General features: G+C 42.8%; 11 protein-coding genes. 4 read left to right on the forward strand and 7 right to left on the reverse strand.

The window, feature by feature from the left end:
- Nucleotides 1-408 precede the first annotated feature (408 nt).
- A protein-coding gene (locus ACTWPX_RS01040) for an IS3 family transposase (RefSeq protein WP_443118123.1) occupies nucleotides 409-1,751 on the forward strand; the annotation gives its coding sequence in 2 pieces (ribosomal slippage) (nucleotides 409-903 and nucleotides 906-1,751; 1,341 coding nt in all).
- A 325-nt stretch (nucleotides 1,752-2,076) separates the two neighbouring features.
- Here the strand turns inward: ACTWPX_RS01040 and ACTWPX_RS01045 are convergent.
- From ACTWPX_RS01045 to ACTWPX_RS01065, 5 genes are all read right to left on the reverse strand, one after another.
- Nucleotides 2,077-2,574 (reverse strand): PTS sugar transporter subunit IIA, encoded by a 498-nt coding sequence (locus ACTWPX_RS01045; protein ID WP_443118124.1) that lies wholly within the window; start codon nucleotides 2,572-2,574, stop codon nucleotides 2,077-2,079.
- 182 nt (nucleotides 2,575-2,756) lie between these two features.
- Complete coding sequence (gene megL / locus ACTWPX_RS01050) at nucleotides 2,757-3,938, reverse strand: methionine gamma-lyase (protein ID WP_443118125.1); 1,182 nt, start codon at nucleotides 3,936-3,938, stop codon at nucleotides 2,757-2,759.
- A 75-nt stretch (nucleotides 3,939-4,013) separates the two neighbouring features.
- Nucleotides 4,014-5,213 carry an MFS transporter gene (locus ACTWPX_RS01055; RefSeq protein WP_443118126.1) on the reverse strand — a complete coding sequence of 400 codons (1,200 nt, stop codon included), beginning with the start codon at nucleotides 5,211-5,213 and terminating at the stop codon, nucleotides 4,014-4,016.
- A complete protein-coding gene (locus tag ACTWPX_RS01060; RefSeq protein WP_443118127.1) occupies nucleotides 5,213-5,641 on the reverse strand; it encodes a MarR family winged helix-turn-helix transcriptional regulator in 429 nt (142 codons plus the stop codon). The genes ACTWPX_RS01055 and ACTWPX_RS01060 overlap by 1 nt, the downstream gene beginning before the upstream one ends.
- A gap of 113 nt (nucleotides 5,642-5,754) precedes the next feature.
- The gene (locus ACTWPX_RS01065; protein WP_443118128.1) at nucleotides 5,755-7,008 is read right to left on the reverse strand and encodes an EAL and HDOD domain-containing protein; all 1,254 of its coding nucleotides are present in this window, start codon (nucleotides 7,006-7,008) and stop codon (nucleotides 5,755-5,757) included.
- Nucleotides 7,009-7,152: 144 nt separating this feature from the next.
- On the opposite strand from ACTWPX_RS01065, the gene ACTWPX_RS01070 reads away from it, so the two are divergent.
- Together ACTWPX_RS01070 and rarD are read left to right on the forward strand one after the other, a co-directional pair.
- A complete protein-coding gene (locus ACTWPX_RS01070; RefSeq protein WP_443118129.1) occupies nucleotides 7,153-8,742 on the forward strand; it encodes an FAD-dependent oxidoreductase in 1,590 nt (529 codons plus the stop codon).
- 136 nt (nucleotides 8,743-8,878) lie between these two features.
- Complete coding sequence (gene rarD / locus ACTWPX_RS01075) at nucleotides 8,879-9,784, forward strand: EamA family transporter RarD (protein WP_443118130.1); 906 nt, start codon at nucleotides 8,879-8,881, stop codon at nucleotides 9,782-9,784.
- Nucleotides 9,785-9,837: 53 nt separating this feature from the next.
- On the opposite strand, the gene ACTWPX_RS01080 is transcribed toward rarD, so the two are convergent.
- Both ACTWPX_RS01080 and ACTWPX_RS01085 read right to left on the reverse strand, forming a co-directional pair.
- Entirely contained in the window at nucleotides 9,838-10,803 is a 966-nt protein-coding gene (locus ACTWPX_RS01080) for an NAD(P)/FAD-dependent oxidoreductase (protein WP_443118131.1), read from the reverse strand.
- 133 nt (nucleotides 10,804-10,936) lie between these two features.
- Complete coding sequence (locus ACTWPX_RS01085) at nucleotides 10,937-14,152, reverse strand: efflux RND transporter permease subunit (RefSeq protein WP_443118132.1); 3,216 nt, start codon at nucleotides 14,150-14,152, stop codon at nucleotides 10,937-10,939.
- Between the two features lie 124 nt (nucleotides 14,153-14,276).
- On the opposite strand from ACTWPX_RS01085, the gene ACTWPX_RS01090 reads away from it, so the two are divergent.
- Nucleotides 14,277-15,122, forward strand: a complete 846-nt coding sequence (locus ACTWPX_RS01090) for a TetR/AcrR family transcriptional regulator (RefSeq protein ID WP_443118133.1) — start codon at nucleotides 14,277-14,279, stop codon at nucleotides 15,120-15,122.
- The last annotated feature ends 173 nt before the right edge of the window (nucleotides 15,123-15,295 follow it).

The following is a 15,295-nucleotide window of genomic DNA, read 5'->3' on the forward strand; positions in this document are numbered from 1 at the left end:
AAGCGGATTCCAATCGAAATAATGGATGTCTTTTCTTTAAAAAACTATAAACCTCATGGTTATTTTTGTATTAGGCATCTTGAAATTTAGTATTTACTGTTATTCCATAAACGTGCAGGATTATTGAAGACACGATTTCGAGATTCTCAGGGTTCGTTGCCATGTTGAGCTTCAGGGTTGATTGGGAAGCTACTCGTCTAGCTCCATCGTCCAGACACTCGCGTCATAAGCAGAATAGCAATGGAATGAAAAGACACATTCCGTTGCTATTCTGCTTATGCCAGTCGTGTCTACCAGGACGATTCTGCATTTGAACACTTTCCTGTGGGGGACCTGGTGAGCTTTCTCGGGCTATAAAGTGCCCCCCAATAGTTGGACACATATCCAACCTAAAAGGGGGTACTTTCGTTGAAAAGATTTACCAATGACGAAAAACATCAAGTGATCCAGCGCTACTTAACCGAGTCCGTCAGCTATCGAGAACTAGCGAACCAGGTAGGCATCGATTCTTCCACATTACGATACTGGCGGCAATTGGTGGAATGTCATGGCGACCAAGCGTTCACCCATCCCTATACAAACTATCCGACGGCCTTTAAACTGAAAGTAATTCAGTTTATTAAGGACCGAGGGTATTCCATACGAGAGGCGTCGGCCATCTTCCACATTCCTCATTTCTCGATGGTGCGAAGGTGGACACGGAAGTGGGAGAATGGCGGTATGGAAGCCCTTGAATCCAAACGAAAGGGGACCCTTCCCATGCCAGCTCGTAAAAAGAACCATTCTTCTTCTTCCTTCAAGTCTATAGAGGAAGAAGTGGAATACCTACGCATGGAGAACGCGTATTTAAAAAAGTTGAGAGCCTTAGTCGAAGAGGAAGAGAAGCAAACATCCAAAAAACAAAAGCGCAAGCGGTCTTCGAACTAAGGCGCGACTTTCCGGTCAACCAATTGGTCGAAGTGGCCGGAATTTCCCGCAGCTCTTACTATGATCAAATCCAACGAAAGAACAAGCCTGATCCCGATCAGAAGTTAAAGAAGAAGATTACAGAAATCTATAAAAGACGGAATGGGACCTATGGTTATCGCCGGATTCAAAATGACCTTCAAAATCAAGGCCTCCATGTCAATCATAAGAAAGTGTATCGCCTGATGAAGGAATTAGGGCTTCAATGCCACGTGCGCATGAAGAAATATAAATCCTATAAAGGTCGAGTCGGTAAAGTGGCCGATAACCTTTTGAACCGGGAATTCAACGCAGAGAAACCTCATCAAAAATGGGTGACGGACATCACAGAATTCAAGCTGTTTGGTGAAAAACTATATCTTTCTCCTATTCTTGACCTCTTTAACGGCGAGATTATCACTTATACGATTGGTTCACGCCCTACGTATTCCCTCGTTGGCGAGATGTTAGAGAAAGGCTTAGAGCACTTAAACGAAAGTGATAAACTATTAATGCATTCTGACCAGGGCTGGCACTATCAAATGCTTCCCTACCGCCAGCGTCTAAAGGAAGCTGGGATTACCCAAAGTATGTCTCGAAAAGGCAATTGTCATGATAATGCCGTGATTGAAAACTTCTTTGGCATTATGAAATCAGAACTCCTCTACTACAAAGAGTTTAAAAGTGTGGAGCACTTTAAAAACGAACTTAGGGCATTCATGGACGACTATAATCATGAAAGAATCAAGTCAAAGTTAAGAATGAGCCCTGTTCAATTTCGCAAAAAACTTGAAAAATCGGCTTAATAAAATAGTGTCCAACTTTATGGGGTCATTTCACTACGCCCTGCGGGATCTCGCCTATCTCCTTCTCCCACGGGAGTCTCGCAGCTTCCCCACCAACCCATCTGATGTATGTGAGAAACGAACTCCTTACTCAGGTGGGTTGTCTTTACTACCCCTGTGTTATAGTCATAAAACGCTCTATATCAAGCTCCCATAATCAGAATGCCTTCCTTGGAATTGCCAATCCTCTTGAGCATTCAAGATAAGGGAGCTTTTATGGAATATGGGGAAGGACTTAATTAGAAAAAGACCTAAAGCAAAGAATTCTTTGCTTTAGGTCTTTTTTTTATGATTTCGTTTGCAGTGTTGCAATTGTGGATTGTCCAGCCTCCGCCCCATCACTGTATGAAGGCTCAAAGCTATCAACAATATCATCATAGTTTGTGATGACAACTGGAGTAATCGTACTCTTAGCTTTTTCATTTACCAAGTTCATATCGAAGGTTACCAATTGGTCTCCTGCATTGACATGATCTCCTGTTTTCACATGACCCTCGAAACCTTCACCTTCCATAGATACTGTTTCTAACCCAATATGAACTAGTACTTCTACACCTGATTTCGTCTTAACACCGACAGCATGATTAGTAGGAAACAGTTGGACGATTTCACCTGAAACCGGCGCAACGACCTTTCCGTCTGTCGGTTCCACAGCTACCCCGTCTCCCATCATCCGTTGACTAAATACTGGGTCATCCACCTCATCCAAGGAAACGACCTTCCCACTTACAGGAGCCACAAGCTGCTCTTCTACACTTTTCTTACCGAATAGTTTCTTTAACATACTGCACCGTCCCTTTCTTGAATTCACCTTTTATTATTTGATATTTCATGTTTGTTCATCATCATTCTAGTACTACTTTCCCCCACGTAGAGATGGATAAACCCTTGCTGTCAGTTTAGGAATTTTTCTCAACAAAAAGAAGCCGGGGGGAATGCCCCGGCTTCCAACATTTAAGTAGTTATTTAAGATTGCAGTGCCTGATTCATATCATGCCAAATATCTTCTACAGCTTCAAGGCCTACAGATAAACGGATAAGCGAATCGCCTATTCCCATTTCCTTTCTCTTTTCTTCTGGAACAACCGCGTGAGTCATTGTGGCTGGATGCTGTATTAATGTTTCTGCATCACCCAGGCTCACCGCAATTTGAATGAGTTCCAACCGATCCATGAAATTTTGGGCTTCGGATTTCGACCCTTTTAATTCGAATGCGATGACCCCTCCCCCCGTTTTCATTTGTTTTTTGACTATTGATTTTTGTTCTTGGTTTTCCATCCCAGGGTAGTAAACATTTTCAACTCTTGGATGTTCCTTAAGTTTTCGAGCGATTTCTGCAGCATTAGAACTGTGACGATCCATCCTGATATGAAGGGTTTTTATACCTCTTAACAACAACCAGGCATCAAAAGGGGAAAGGACGCCGCCGATATCCTTTTGCTCAGCCATTGCCAGGGCATTCATGAATTCTCCCTTGCCAACGACAAGACCGGCAATGACGTCCCCATGCCCACCGATATACTTCGTCGCACTATGGATGACGATGTCGCACCCCTTTTCCAATGGGCGTTGAAGATACGGTGTGCAGAATGTATTATCAACGACGACAGGAATGCCGTATTCCTTAGCTACCTGCGCGACCATAGATAAGTCGACCACCTTCATCGTGGGATTAATCGGTGTTTCAATAAAAATACAAGAAGTGTTCTTATTAATCTTGTTTCTTAGTTCTTGTTCAGATTCCATAAAACTAAAGTCGTGTGTAATGTCATATTTTTCTTCCAGCATTTGAAGGAGACCATAAGTACAACCATATAGACCATTTGAACATAGGATGTGGTCATTCGCTTTCGTCATAGCGATAAGTACAGCACTTACGCCCGCCATTCCTGAGGCGAAGGCCAACCCTCTTTCACCACCTTCCAAAATAGCTATTCGCTCTTCCAAGGCTTTGACAGTCGGGTTTCCAAGTCTAGAATATATATAACCTTCTTCCTCACCGGCAAACCTGCGTGCACCCTCTGCAGCTGATGAAAAAGAGAACGTCGATGTCTGATAAATCGGCGTCGTCAAGCTCCCATGGACATCGCGTACCTTATGTTCACTGTGGATCATGGATGTTTCCATTCTTTTAATGTTTTCTTTCACATCTTACTCCCCTTTACATTTTCTGTAAGCGTTTTCATTTAATTTTAACAAAAGAAGGAGCACACGTCCTCCTTCTTATTTACTATATTCAATTTCGTGCTTCGAGTTCGGCTGGACCATTCTTCCGTGTAACAAAATGTATAGGAAAACCGCTCCGAATATTATGAATGAACTGTTGAAATATAATGAGGAAAAACCGATTCCTGTTGCAACAGCACCTACCACATAGGAACCGATTCCCATCCCTATATCAAATATGGTGAAAAAGGTGGCTGTAGCTGCACCTGCGCGATCCGGGACTTTTTTCAGAGCAATGGTTTGAAGGCTAGGCACGAGCGTTCCCCACCCTAAGCCGATCAGTCCACCGGCGACCAGCAGAAGCAGGGAAGTTTCCGCAAAACTCAATACGAACATCCCTACACCAAATAGAATAATGGAAGGAATGACAATGACATTCTCCCCATACTGATCAAACCACTTCCCTGTAAAAGGTCGGGAAATCAAGAGAACGAGAGCATATATTACAAAGAAATAACTAGCAGCCTCCTCAAGGCCAAGGTTGTTCGCATACACCGATACAAAGGACAAAACACCGGAATAAGTAAGCGCTAATACAGCTCCTGTCAAAGCTAAAGGAATGACAGGCTTTTCAAGAAGCCCATTTAAATTCGGGATGACACTTTTCTTAGTAGAGGATCCTTTTTCAGGCACCTTGATCATAATTCCTGATAAAAAGGCTACAGCTGCAAAAAACAGGCATACAAGAAACATAAACATGAAATTCACGGACTGGATAATCGTCAACCCTAAAAAAGGACCGATGACCATAGCGAAGTTCATGGACATAGCAAAATAGCCCATTCCTTCCCCTTTACGTTGCTCAGGAATAACATCTGCTGCTAACGCTCCAAGGACAGTTGTCCCCATTCCGAATCCAAGACCTTGTATGAAACGAACAACAAGCAAAAATCCGAATGCATCAAAGAAAAAATACAATCCTGAGCTAATCAGAAAGATGCTCAATGACAAAATAACAACAGGTCGCCTCCCAATCGATTCCACCCATTGTCCTGTAAGCGGACGAATCATGATAGCAGCTAACAAAAAGAGGGTTATTATCAATCCAGCTTGTCCTTCTGCTACTCCGACCTCCTCGATAGCATAAATAGGTAAGGTCACAAACATCAGATAAAAAACCAAGAACACGAAAAAATTACTGAGACATACATTTAGAAAGCTCTTCGTCCAAAGGGGCTGTTTCGCCGCAGCATTCATCAGCTTCCCCTCCTTTCTTCAGAGACCATACGAGATAAGGACAATACGTGTTCTTCTAAAGCCTTCTCCCCCGTTGTCCCCAACTTTTCTAACAAGCGTTCCTCAGCTTCTCCGATAGCTTTCCGCCAAAAAGGATATCTTTCTTCTCCTTTTTTTGTGATAGTGATGTCATTTGTGCGCTGATCTTCACTTTTATTCTTTTCAATGTAACCGAGCTTTACCAGTTTCTGAATGACTCTTGATAATGGCGGAGCTTCGATATTTAGGCGCTCCTTAAGTTCTGCTTGAGTCATACACCCGTCGTTGGATTCCAATTGAAATAAAACAGCCCAGTGGGACATGTAGATATCTTCTTCTTCCAAAGATTCATTTAAATATTTGTTTAAGTCTCTCGATAATTGTTGGATACGATGAAATAATAGTGTCAAACTTACGCTCTCCCTTTTCGTTACCTAGGTAACGTTATACATAAAAATAGTTGCTTCCTCATTTATAGGAAGCAAACATGAATTAGATTACCATTATTATTGCTGCCTGTCCACTATGTTGCACTTTCGGTGAAATGCTCTTGATACAATTGATCTGTCCACGCTATTGCCTGCCCATAAATTTCAAAAATCTCAGTAAAGCCCACTCCCCCGACGATTAAATGACTTTCCAGTATTTCAAAGTCCGCCTTTTCCATTCCAATTACCAGATCAAGTATTTGCCGGTAAATATTTTCAGTTCCGAGCAAAGCTTCTTTTATAGCTGTATCAAGGGGCAGTAAGTCAATGACTTCACCCACGGGCTTTTGAGTGATCACATCGATCAGAGACATGAATCCCGTAAGAAAGAAACCATCAGCCTTTGCTTTTGTCCTAATACGGATGGCAATTTGTTCACACATCTTCGCCCTTAGTAAACTGGTCTTTAAAATTAATTGTGTTTTTGAAGAAGAGACGGGAGCCGTCTGTTCCACTGATAAGACATATAACCATTTTTTCAAAGACTCCGTACCTAAAAGCATAACTGCTTGTTTGATGGATTGAACAGGTACCTTGAACCGGTATTGAGATGAATTGATCAGACGCAGTAACTTGTAGGTTAAAGCTACATCCTGTTCTAGAATTTCCGTTACCTTTTCAATATTGACCTCTTCCTCAGAAGCTGATAATTCTTTGATTATCTGAAAATAAGTACCCGTATAAAAAGGAATCTCCAACCCTTTAACGATCAACGGTTTACTATAGTAAAAACCCTGGAAAAGTTCGAAGCCTTCCACCTTACACTGGTGATGTTCTTCTCTCGTCTCCACTTTTTCAGCTAAAAGCGTGAGGTTGAAGTCCTCAGTCAAGCGAATGATTTTCAAGCGATTTTCTTTCGTAACAGCTCTGATATCCACCTTCAAAATATCTACATATGGGAGAAGTTCATACAGTGAAGCCCTGTCCAAATCTATAACGTCATCAAGAGCGATCAGGTACCCCTTCCTTTTCAGCTCCCGGCACACCCTGATTAAATCAAGACTGAAAGAAACGTGCTCCAGTATTTCAACGACCAACTGTTGCGGATTGAAGTATTCGGGGACTTTTTCAAACAGCAGATCTTCTGTGAAATTGATGAAGCAAGGTTTATTCTGGGATAAACGTTCCAATCCAATCGTAACAAAGCTGTTCATCAATACTTCAGATGTCGCTTGATTGGCATCAATTGGAACAAACCGGTTTTCTTCACTATTCCGGTACAAAAGTTCATAGGCATAAACCTCATCGTTCACATTCAAGATCGGCTGTCGTGCCACAAATACTTCCATTCTCAGCTGCCCCCTTTCTCCATACATAATCAATGCCTCAATTATACTATAAAGGTAAAAAGTTGTTAATTTTCCATGCTTCCTATACATGAAATGTAAGAGAAAGGAAAGAATGAAAGGAAAGAGACCCACAGGAGGGAAAGTATGGAACATCATCAGAAATGGACTCGACCAGAATCATTGTGGCGTGAAGACATGGCACTACCAACTTTCGAAACCTTGAAGGAAGATACAGCAACAGAAGTGGCGGTTGTAGGTGGAGGTATCACCGGGATCACTACTGCCTACTTGCTGGCAAAGGAAGGCAAACAGGTCACACTCCTGGAAGCGGATCAGCTCCTCAATGGCACAACAGGACATACAACTGCCAAAGTGACGGCACAGCATGGTCTTATTTACCATGAAATAATGAAACATTTCGGCGAAGAAGAAGCCGCCTTATACTATCAAGCTCAAATGACAGCCTTACAAAAAGTAGAAGAGCTGATCAATAAATATGGAATCGATTGTGATTGGACGAAAGAAGATGCTTACTTATTTGCTACAACAAACATTGGAGCACAAAAGTTAGAGAAAGAGTATGAAGCGTATCAAGCATTAGGGATTGAGGGGGAACTTGGTGAAACTCTTCCATTTTCTATTGAAACCACCCGTTCTTTAAGCATGAAGAACCAAGCTAGATTCCATCCCCTGAAGTATTTATCTGCCCTTGTAGAAGAGTTCACTAAACTCGGGGGAGAAATTTATGAACATACGAAAGCGACAGATGTACAAGAAAAGGATAAAGTGGAAGTCATGACAGGAGATGGATTTACAGTGGCTTGTGAAAAAGTCATTTCTTGCAGTCACTTTCCCTTTTACGATGGAAAAGGTCTTTATTTCAGCAGGATGTATGCTGAGAGATCTTACCTTCTGGCCATCGAGCCGGAAAAAGAAGTTCCAGAAGGAATGTATTTATCAGTAGATGAGCCAAAACGTTCGATCCGGACTGCGCACTATAATGGGACACCTCTCTTACTGATTGGAGGGGAAAGCCACAAAACCGGCCAGGGGGTTGACACCTCTTTTCACTATAACGCTCTAGAAGAGTTCGCCGCAGAAACATTCGGTATTAAGAAGAAGCTGTTCCAGTGGTCTGCCCAGGATTTGACCACATTAGATAAAGTCCCTTATATCGGCCCCATTACAAGAAATAATGATCGTGTATTTATTGCCACCGGCTTTCGGAAATGGGGGATGACAAACGGCACGTTAGCTGCCCAGCTGATTTGTGACTATGTCACAGGAGAAGACTCCCTTTTTCATGAGCTGTTCAAGCCTACAAGATTCAAATCAGATCCAAGTATGAAGCATTTTCTTTCACAAAATTTCGATGTAGCCACTCATCTTGTGGAAGGAAAGTTAGAATTGGTAAGCGACCGTCCTAAACACTTAAAGAAAGGTGAAGGTATGGTCGTACAGTGGAAGGGAGAACGAGCCGGCGCCTATAGGGATGAGGAAGGGAAGCTCCACGTACTTGATACCACTTGTACACACATGGGGTGTGAAGTCGAATGGAACAGTGCCGAACATACTTGGGATTGCCCGTGTCATGGTTCCCGGTTCTCTTTTAATGGATCAGTGGTCGAAGGACCAGCCGAACAACCATTAATGAAAATAGCTATTCAGGACAAAAATGATGCCCCAATACAAAACGTCGGGGATGATTACGATGAAAATCAAGAATCCTTTTAAGCGATTCGATACTATCACCATCTAAAATGCATGACCCTAAAAATGGGTCATGCATTTTTTCTGTTTCTCCTTTAAATCGGTGATATAATGAAGCGTATGATTTAACATCCATATCCCTTTTGAAAGGATCCTCAACATGCTCAATGATCAAAAATCAGGCGTACTTTATACAGCCGGCGCATATATTCTATGGGGCTTGCTTCCGATCTATTGGAAGCTCATCCAGCAGATCCCCGCTTTTGAAATTCTTGCCCACCGTATCGTGTGGTCTTTCGTCTTTATGAGTTTGATAGTTATCCTGGCAAGGAAACGGACCGCTTTCATAGAAGAATGCCGGTATATTTTTAAAAGCAGAAAAAGAATCCTAGGGATTACACTTGCTTCATTGGCCATAAGTATCAACTGGGTCACCTACATCCTGGCAGTCAATACAGAGCATGTAGTGGAAGCCAGCCTCGGGTATTATATCAACCCACTTGTGAGCATTTTACTCGGGATGATTGTATTAAAAGAAAAATTTTCAAAGGCACAGTGGCTGGCCTTCTTATTAGCAGGTCTAGGGGTTCTCTATATGACCATCAACTTCGGGTCTGTTCCCTGGCTTGCGATCTTACTGGCATTCAGTTTCGGTGCCTACGGATTGCTTAAGAAGCTTGTACCTTTGAACGCCATGTTCGGATTGACCATTGAAACACTTATCGTTACACCTGCAGCCTTGATTTTCTTATTTCAACAGCAAAGCGGTCAATGGTCAGAGGTGAGCTTACTATCCCATACAGCAGTTGTCGTCTTTGGTGCCGGAATTGTTACCGCTGTTCCACTACTGCTCTTTTCAGCTGGGGCTAAACGTATCCCATTATCGATGGTAGGTTTTTTGCAATATATCGCTCCGACCATCATGCTCATAATTGGTGTGTTTTTGTACGATGAACCCTTCACAGAAGTTCACATCGTTTCGTTCACACTCATTTGGGCAGGGCTGGCTGTCTACACAGTTACTCGGATGAAGCGCCTGAAGAGATATGAAGCTAAAGCTAGTTAGTACTGAAAAATGCGAGAGCCATGGTATAACCTGAGGCCCTCGCGTTTTTCTTTTTACCAGCTTAAATAAGCAGCTGCATCTTTCCCTGATAGATAAGCACTTTCAAACCTGGTGCGTCCTGCTTCATCGTTTGAACGCAAGAAGGCATCTCCTGCAACAACTAAACGGCCATCTCCGGATAAATCAATATAAGACTGTTCTATGGTTTTCTTAGCTTGTGCATAGCGCCAGCGTTTCAATTGTTCAGATTCGAGAGTACTCCACTCAAGATAGGGTTCGGTTTTTTCTTTAATCAATGAAAGAACATAGTCTTCCCCATAATATTTCCTTGACCAGTCTCCCTTCATATAAACACTGACTATTGTATCTTGGGAAATTCCTTTTTTACGATGGTCAACGATCCGCTCTACTCCTTCAGGTAAGTCCTGATCCAAGTGCCCGTTCTCAGGTAGGTTCGTTGCATGATTAAAGTGATAGATTCCGACGTAAGTGGGTTCAAAGATAATCTCTTTCAAGCGTTTAAGCTCTGCTGTTACGATATCCAGTTTACTGTTTTTCAACAGTTCGACTACTTGGGGTGTGGGCATCGTCAACAATATTTTATCCGTCTTCCACTCTGACCCATCTTCACTATAAACATGATATCCCCCATCGATTTCTAACAGTTTCACTACTTTTGTATGTAAAGATGTATTGATATCTGAAGCCAGGTGCTGAGCTAATTGGTTCATTCCATCGATTGCAGTATAACGAGGATAGCGATCGCCAAACCATTGCTTTATCCACCCTCGATTCAGCCACTCTTCTAATTCTTCTTCCAACTCTTCTGTCCGAACTGTAAAGAACTGTGCTCCATGATCCGCTTTTCCATCCGCCACCCGTCTAGTGGCTAAACGGCCGCCGACAGATTTTCCTTTATCCGTCAAAAGGAAGTTCGTTCTGCCTTGCTTGATCAATCGCCTTGCAGCAGTAATGCCAGCCACCCCTGCACCGATGATCGTAATCTCATAATGCTCCATCCCGACACCTCCATATCATTTATTCATTTGTTTCCCTGATTATATGAAAAGAACACCCTCAGAATGAGAGGATGTTCTTATTTTACCATCTAAACGATTACAAGAAAGGGACAAAATGCGTAAGTTTCACCGCTCACGCTTCATTCGGCCGCCCTTTTTTCTTTTTACGGAATTTCGTCAATGTTTCATAAGCTAATGGGACGATAAGCAAGGTTAATAGAGTTGAGCTTGCCAAGCCGCCAATTACTGTCACCCCAAGACCTTTACTGATGATCGAACCACCTTCAAAGCCTAATGCTAATGGCAGCAATGCACCGATTGTAGCAAGGGCTGTCATCAATATCGGCCTTAACCTTGTCATCCCTGCATCCAACAAGGCCTCTCTAGTCGATAAACCTTCTTTCTCTTTATGGATGACTCGGTCAATGAGAACAATCGCATTGGTAACAACTATTCCGATCAACATCAAAGCACCGATCATCGCAGAGATACTAAGTGTTTCACCACTGACCAGCAACCCGAGTACGGCACCGATGATGGTAAATGGCAAGGAGAACAATATGGCTAATGGTGCCAATCCGCCTCCAAAGAAGACAACGAGAATCAAATAAACGATGGCGATCGCAGCAAGCATCGCTAAGCCTAGTTGGGAGAATGACTCTTCAATATCTTCAGCTACACCACCTTGAGTGATTTCCACCCCGGCTGGCGTCTCGATATCTTGGACCATCTCATTCACCTGGGTAGAAACCGCTCCAACATCATCGACTGTGATTTCAGCACTGACACTAGCATAAACACGTCCATCTCTTCGGGTGATGGTATCAGCTGTCGTGCCCTCTTCAATTTCGACAACTTCATCAATGGCTACTGATTGCCCCGTAGGTGATTGGATTTCTCGTTTCGTCAAGTCTTCAACGCTCGAGATATCTTCCTCTTCTACTTCTAAATAGACATCTAGTTCTTCCCCGTCCTGTTCAACAGTCGTTACTACCGGCTGCTCTCGGTTCTGGCTCAATTCCATGCCGATTTGTGCTGCTGTCAGACCAAGTTGACTCAAACGTTCGTGGTCAGCCACAAGCGTATATTCCTCATAGGATTCAGATAAACTCGAATCCACATTTCTCAAGTTTTCTTTTTCAGATAGCAAAGCTTCGACCTCAGAAACCACTGGTTTGATCTCGTCGACACTATCACCAAAGATACGCAATTCTAATCCACTGCTTGAACCTGCGCCAGAGAAGTCTTGATTTGCCCACTCACCGCGCTCTGTCTGTTCATTTAACCCGTCAATTACAATTTCTGTTTCATCAGAGAATCCCTCTGTGTCATCTGCATATTCCACGTAGAACATTGCTTGATTGGATGCACCAGGGCTCATCGGGTTCTCCCCGCCAACGGAATATTGAACATTTTCCGTCCCTTCCCGTCCAAGGAAATATTCTTGAGCTTCTTCAGCAATCTCTTCAACGTCGTCTAGCGTCTGACCTGGCTCTGGATTATACGTAGCCATTACCATTTTTTGCTCCTGTTCAGGAAGAAAGCTTGTTCCGACTAAAGGAACCAATGCGATACTTCCAGCGAGCACAAGCACAGCTACTATAGTAGAAATTATTTTATGATCAAGCGTACGTGTCAACACTGTACGGTACCAGCCCGCCATTTTTCCTCCGCTTTCTTCGTGAGGCTGCTCTTTTATTTTGGCTTTTTTCAAAAGCAGGTGCGATAACATCGGAACAATGGTAACCGCCACAAGCAAAGAAGCAAGCAAAGCGAATACCACGGTAAGTGCAAATGGTAAAAAGATCTGCCCTACCGTCCCTTCTACCAGCCCTAATGGCAGGAATACCGCAATTGTTACAAGGGTGGAAGATAAAATTGGCATGAACATTTCTCTTGTCGATTCACGAATCAAATTTTTCCCTTGCAGTTCTTCACTTGATAACGACATCCGCCTGTATATATTCTCGACGACTACGATGGAGTCATCGACCACACGTCCTATAGCAACTGTCATTGCTCCTAATGTCATGATATTCAGCGTAATATCCATTTGATTCAAGAATAAAATCGCAATCAGCAAGGATAGCGGAATAGAAATAACTGAAATCAAAGTCGTTTTGATGTTACGCAAAAATAGTAAAATAACGATAACCGCAAAGATGCCGCCAAACAATGCTTTGTTCAGCATCGTGCTGACAGATTCTTCAATCGGCTCTCCCTGGTCAAAGGAGTAAACAAAATCTACTCCGTCCAACTCATCCTGGAAAGAAGCTGTTTCTTCTTTGACACTATTAACAACATCAACCGTATTGGCCTCTTGAGTTTTTACAATTTGGAGGGAAATTGAATCTTCGCCGTTTGTACGGGAAATGGATTCTGCTTCTCCTACCACTTCAATATCAGCGATCTCGCCTAATGCTACAGTCGGAACTCCTCCTGACTCATCCATCGACTGTGGGATGTCCGCCCCGGTTTGGCCAGATGTCCCCTCAGACCCTTGTGGCGGTGAAGCTGCTCCAGCCTCTCCCTGGCCTCCTGGAGATTCTTGAGAGGGTATCTCCGCTCCAGATTGTCCAGGCATCTGCCCTGCACCACCGGAGTTGGGTATGGCAGGCAACTGTAGCTCTTTCAATTCCTCTACACTCGTCACATTTCCATCTAAAACGACGGACTTTTGGGTATCGTCAAAGGTGTACAAACCAAGAGGGAAAGAAACATCCGAGCCTTGAATCAAGTTGGTAATCGTTTCCGCATCCAACCCACGGTCACTCAGCGCTTCTTCATCTAAATCAATTTGGACTTCTTGAAGCTGTTGCCCGGACACTTGAACATCGGCTACACCTTCTAAACCTTCCAATTTCGGTACAATTTGCTCTTCTACCGTCGACGTCAATTCTTCAAGTGACCCCTCTCCGTTAAGGGCACTTAAGCTGACCACGGGGAATGCATTGAAGTTCAGACGTGACACAGAAGGCTCCTGAGCATCCTCCGGTAAAGAAACTTGCTCAACTGCATCTTGCAATTCATCCTCTGCTTCATCTAAACTTTTATCAAAGCTGTATTCCAGCTGGAGTGAAGAAGCGTTCTGATATGAAGTCGAACTAACCGTCTTGACTCCACTCAAATTACTCACTTGCTGCTCTAATGGCTCTGATAATTCATTAGCTACTTCTTCAGGAGTAGCTCCCGGATAGACCGTCGTCACCGTAATGATCGGTGGCTCTATATCAGGTATAGTCTCCAGTTTCATATTCAATCCTGCATACAAGCCAGCAGCAGTGATTAAAATAGTCATTAACCATATGGCAAATTTGTTATTCATCGAAAAGTCGATGATTCTTTTCATAATACTCTCCCCTTCAATTGACCGATTAGTCACAACCAAATATAATATAAATGACCGACCAGTCATAGGTCAAGGGGAAATCGTTAAATGTGTGATTCTTTCCAGGAAAGAAGGAGCGGAAATTATGGACCAAAAATCAATATATATCATAGAACAGTCCATCAAACTGTTTGCCAAAAAAGGCTTTAGCTCAACGTCTGTTCAAGAGATTGCTAAGGAATGCGGAATATCAAAAGGGGCATTTTATCTTCACTTCAAAACTAAAGACGCCCTTTTATTTGAAATCTTCAATTATTATTATCATCGCATCCAAACCAAAATAGAAGAGATTCAAAACCTTGATGTCGATGCTCGCACCAAATTCACAAAACAATTACAAGTGACATTTGAAGAACTTGCCGATCACCGCGAGTTCATTATTATGCAAATAAGGGAACAGGCTATTCCATTCAACGAAAATATCGATGGTTTTCTTAAACAAATGCGACTGAATTCTTACTTATTTTATAAAAAACACCTTTTGAACATCTATGGAAGTCACGTCGAGGAGACAATTTGGGAAGTGAGCTTTTTATTGCAGGGAATCTTTAAAGGATATATGGATTTAATCATAATCGAAGGTGCCGATTTAAACTTCGAAGTTTTGTCCAAAGCGGTGTTGCGGCGCACGGACTTTATTATAGAAGGCTTTGAACAAAGTGGTGACCAACCAGTCATTAATGATGAATTCATACAAAAAATCATTCCTGAGGCATTAGAAGGTCATGGAAAAGATCTTCTCCTATCGAAGCTTCAGGAAATCCGAGCAGATGACGATCAAGAAATACAGGACACAGTTGCTGTGCTGCTGGAAGAAATGAACCGTGAGTCTCCTCGCACGGCTATATTGAAAGGGATGCTGACAAACCTAGAAAAAAACAAACATTATGAAGGTTTCGTGTCTGAAGTACGCTCCTTTTATCAACTTTGAGTTAAATTGCTGGAATCGCTACGAGGAAAGAAATCCATTAAATATCATTAATATTGTAATCAGGAAATACAGGCAAAACGATTGAACGGCTTTCACCATAGAGCGAAAGCCGTTCAATCGTCATTGGCTGATTCAATATTCTCGGCAGGAGTCCATCCACTTCTACGCTGAAC

Source organism: Halobacillus sp. H74, from assembly GCF_052246715.1.
GTDB lineage: Bacteria > Bacillota > Bacilli > Bacillales > Halobacillaceae > Halobacillus > Halobacillus litoralis_A.

What these genes read in the sequence shown, in the direction of transcription:
- ACTWPX_RS01055 (WP_443118126.1), bottom strand. Translation starts at nt 5,213, where the DNA reads ATGAATGCTGCGGCGAAACAGCCCCTTTGGACGAAGAGCTTTCTAAAT.
- ACTWPX_RS01080 (WP_443118131.1), bottom strand. Translation starts at nt 10,803, where the DNA reads ATGGAGCATTATGAGATTACGATCATCGGTGCAGGGGTGGCTGGCATT.
- ACTWPX_RS01045 (WP_443118124.1), bottom strand. Translation starts at nt 2,574, where the DNA reads ATGTTAAAGAAACTATTCGGTAAGAAAAGTGTAGAAGAGCAGCTTGTG.
- ACTWPX_RS01090 (WP_443118133.1), top strand. Translation starts at nt 14,277, where the DNA reads ATGGACCAAAAATCAATATATATCATAGAACAGTCCATCAAACTGTTT.
- rarD (WP_443118130.1), top strand. Translation starts at nt 8,879, where the DNA reads ATGCTCAATGATCAAAAATCAGGCGTACTTTATACAGCCGGCGCATAT.
- ACTWPX_RS01070 (WP_443118129.1), top strand. Translation starts at nt 7,153, where the DNA reads ATGGAACATCATCAGAAATGGACTCGACCAGAATCATTGTGGCGTGAA.
- ACTWPX_RS01065 (WP_443118128.1), bottom strand. Translation starts at nt 7,008, where the DNA reads ATGGAAGTATTTGTGGCACGACAGCCGATCTTGAATGTGAACGATGAG.
- ACTWPX_RS01085 (WP_443118132.1), bottom strand. Translation starts at nt 14,152, where the DNA reads ATGAAAAGAATCATCGACTTTTCGATGAATAACAAATTTGCCATATGG.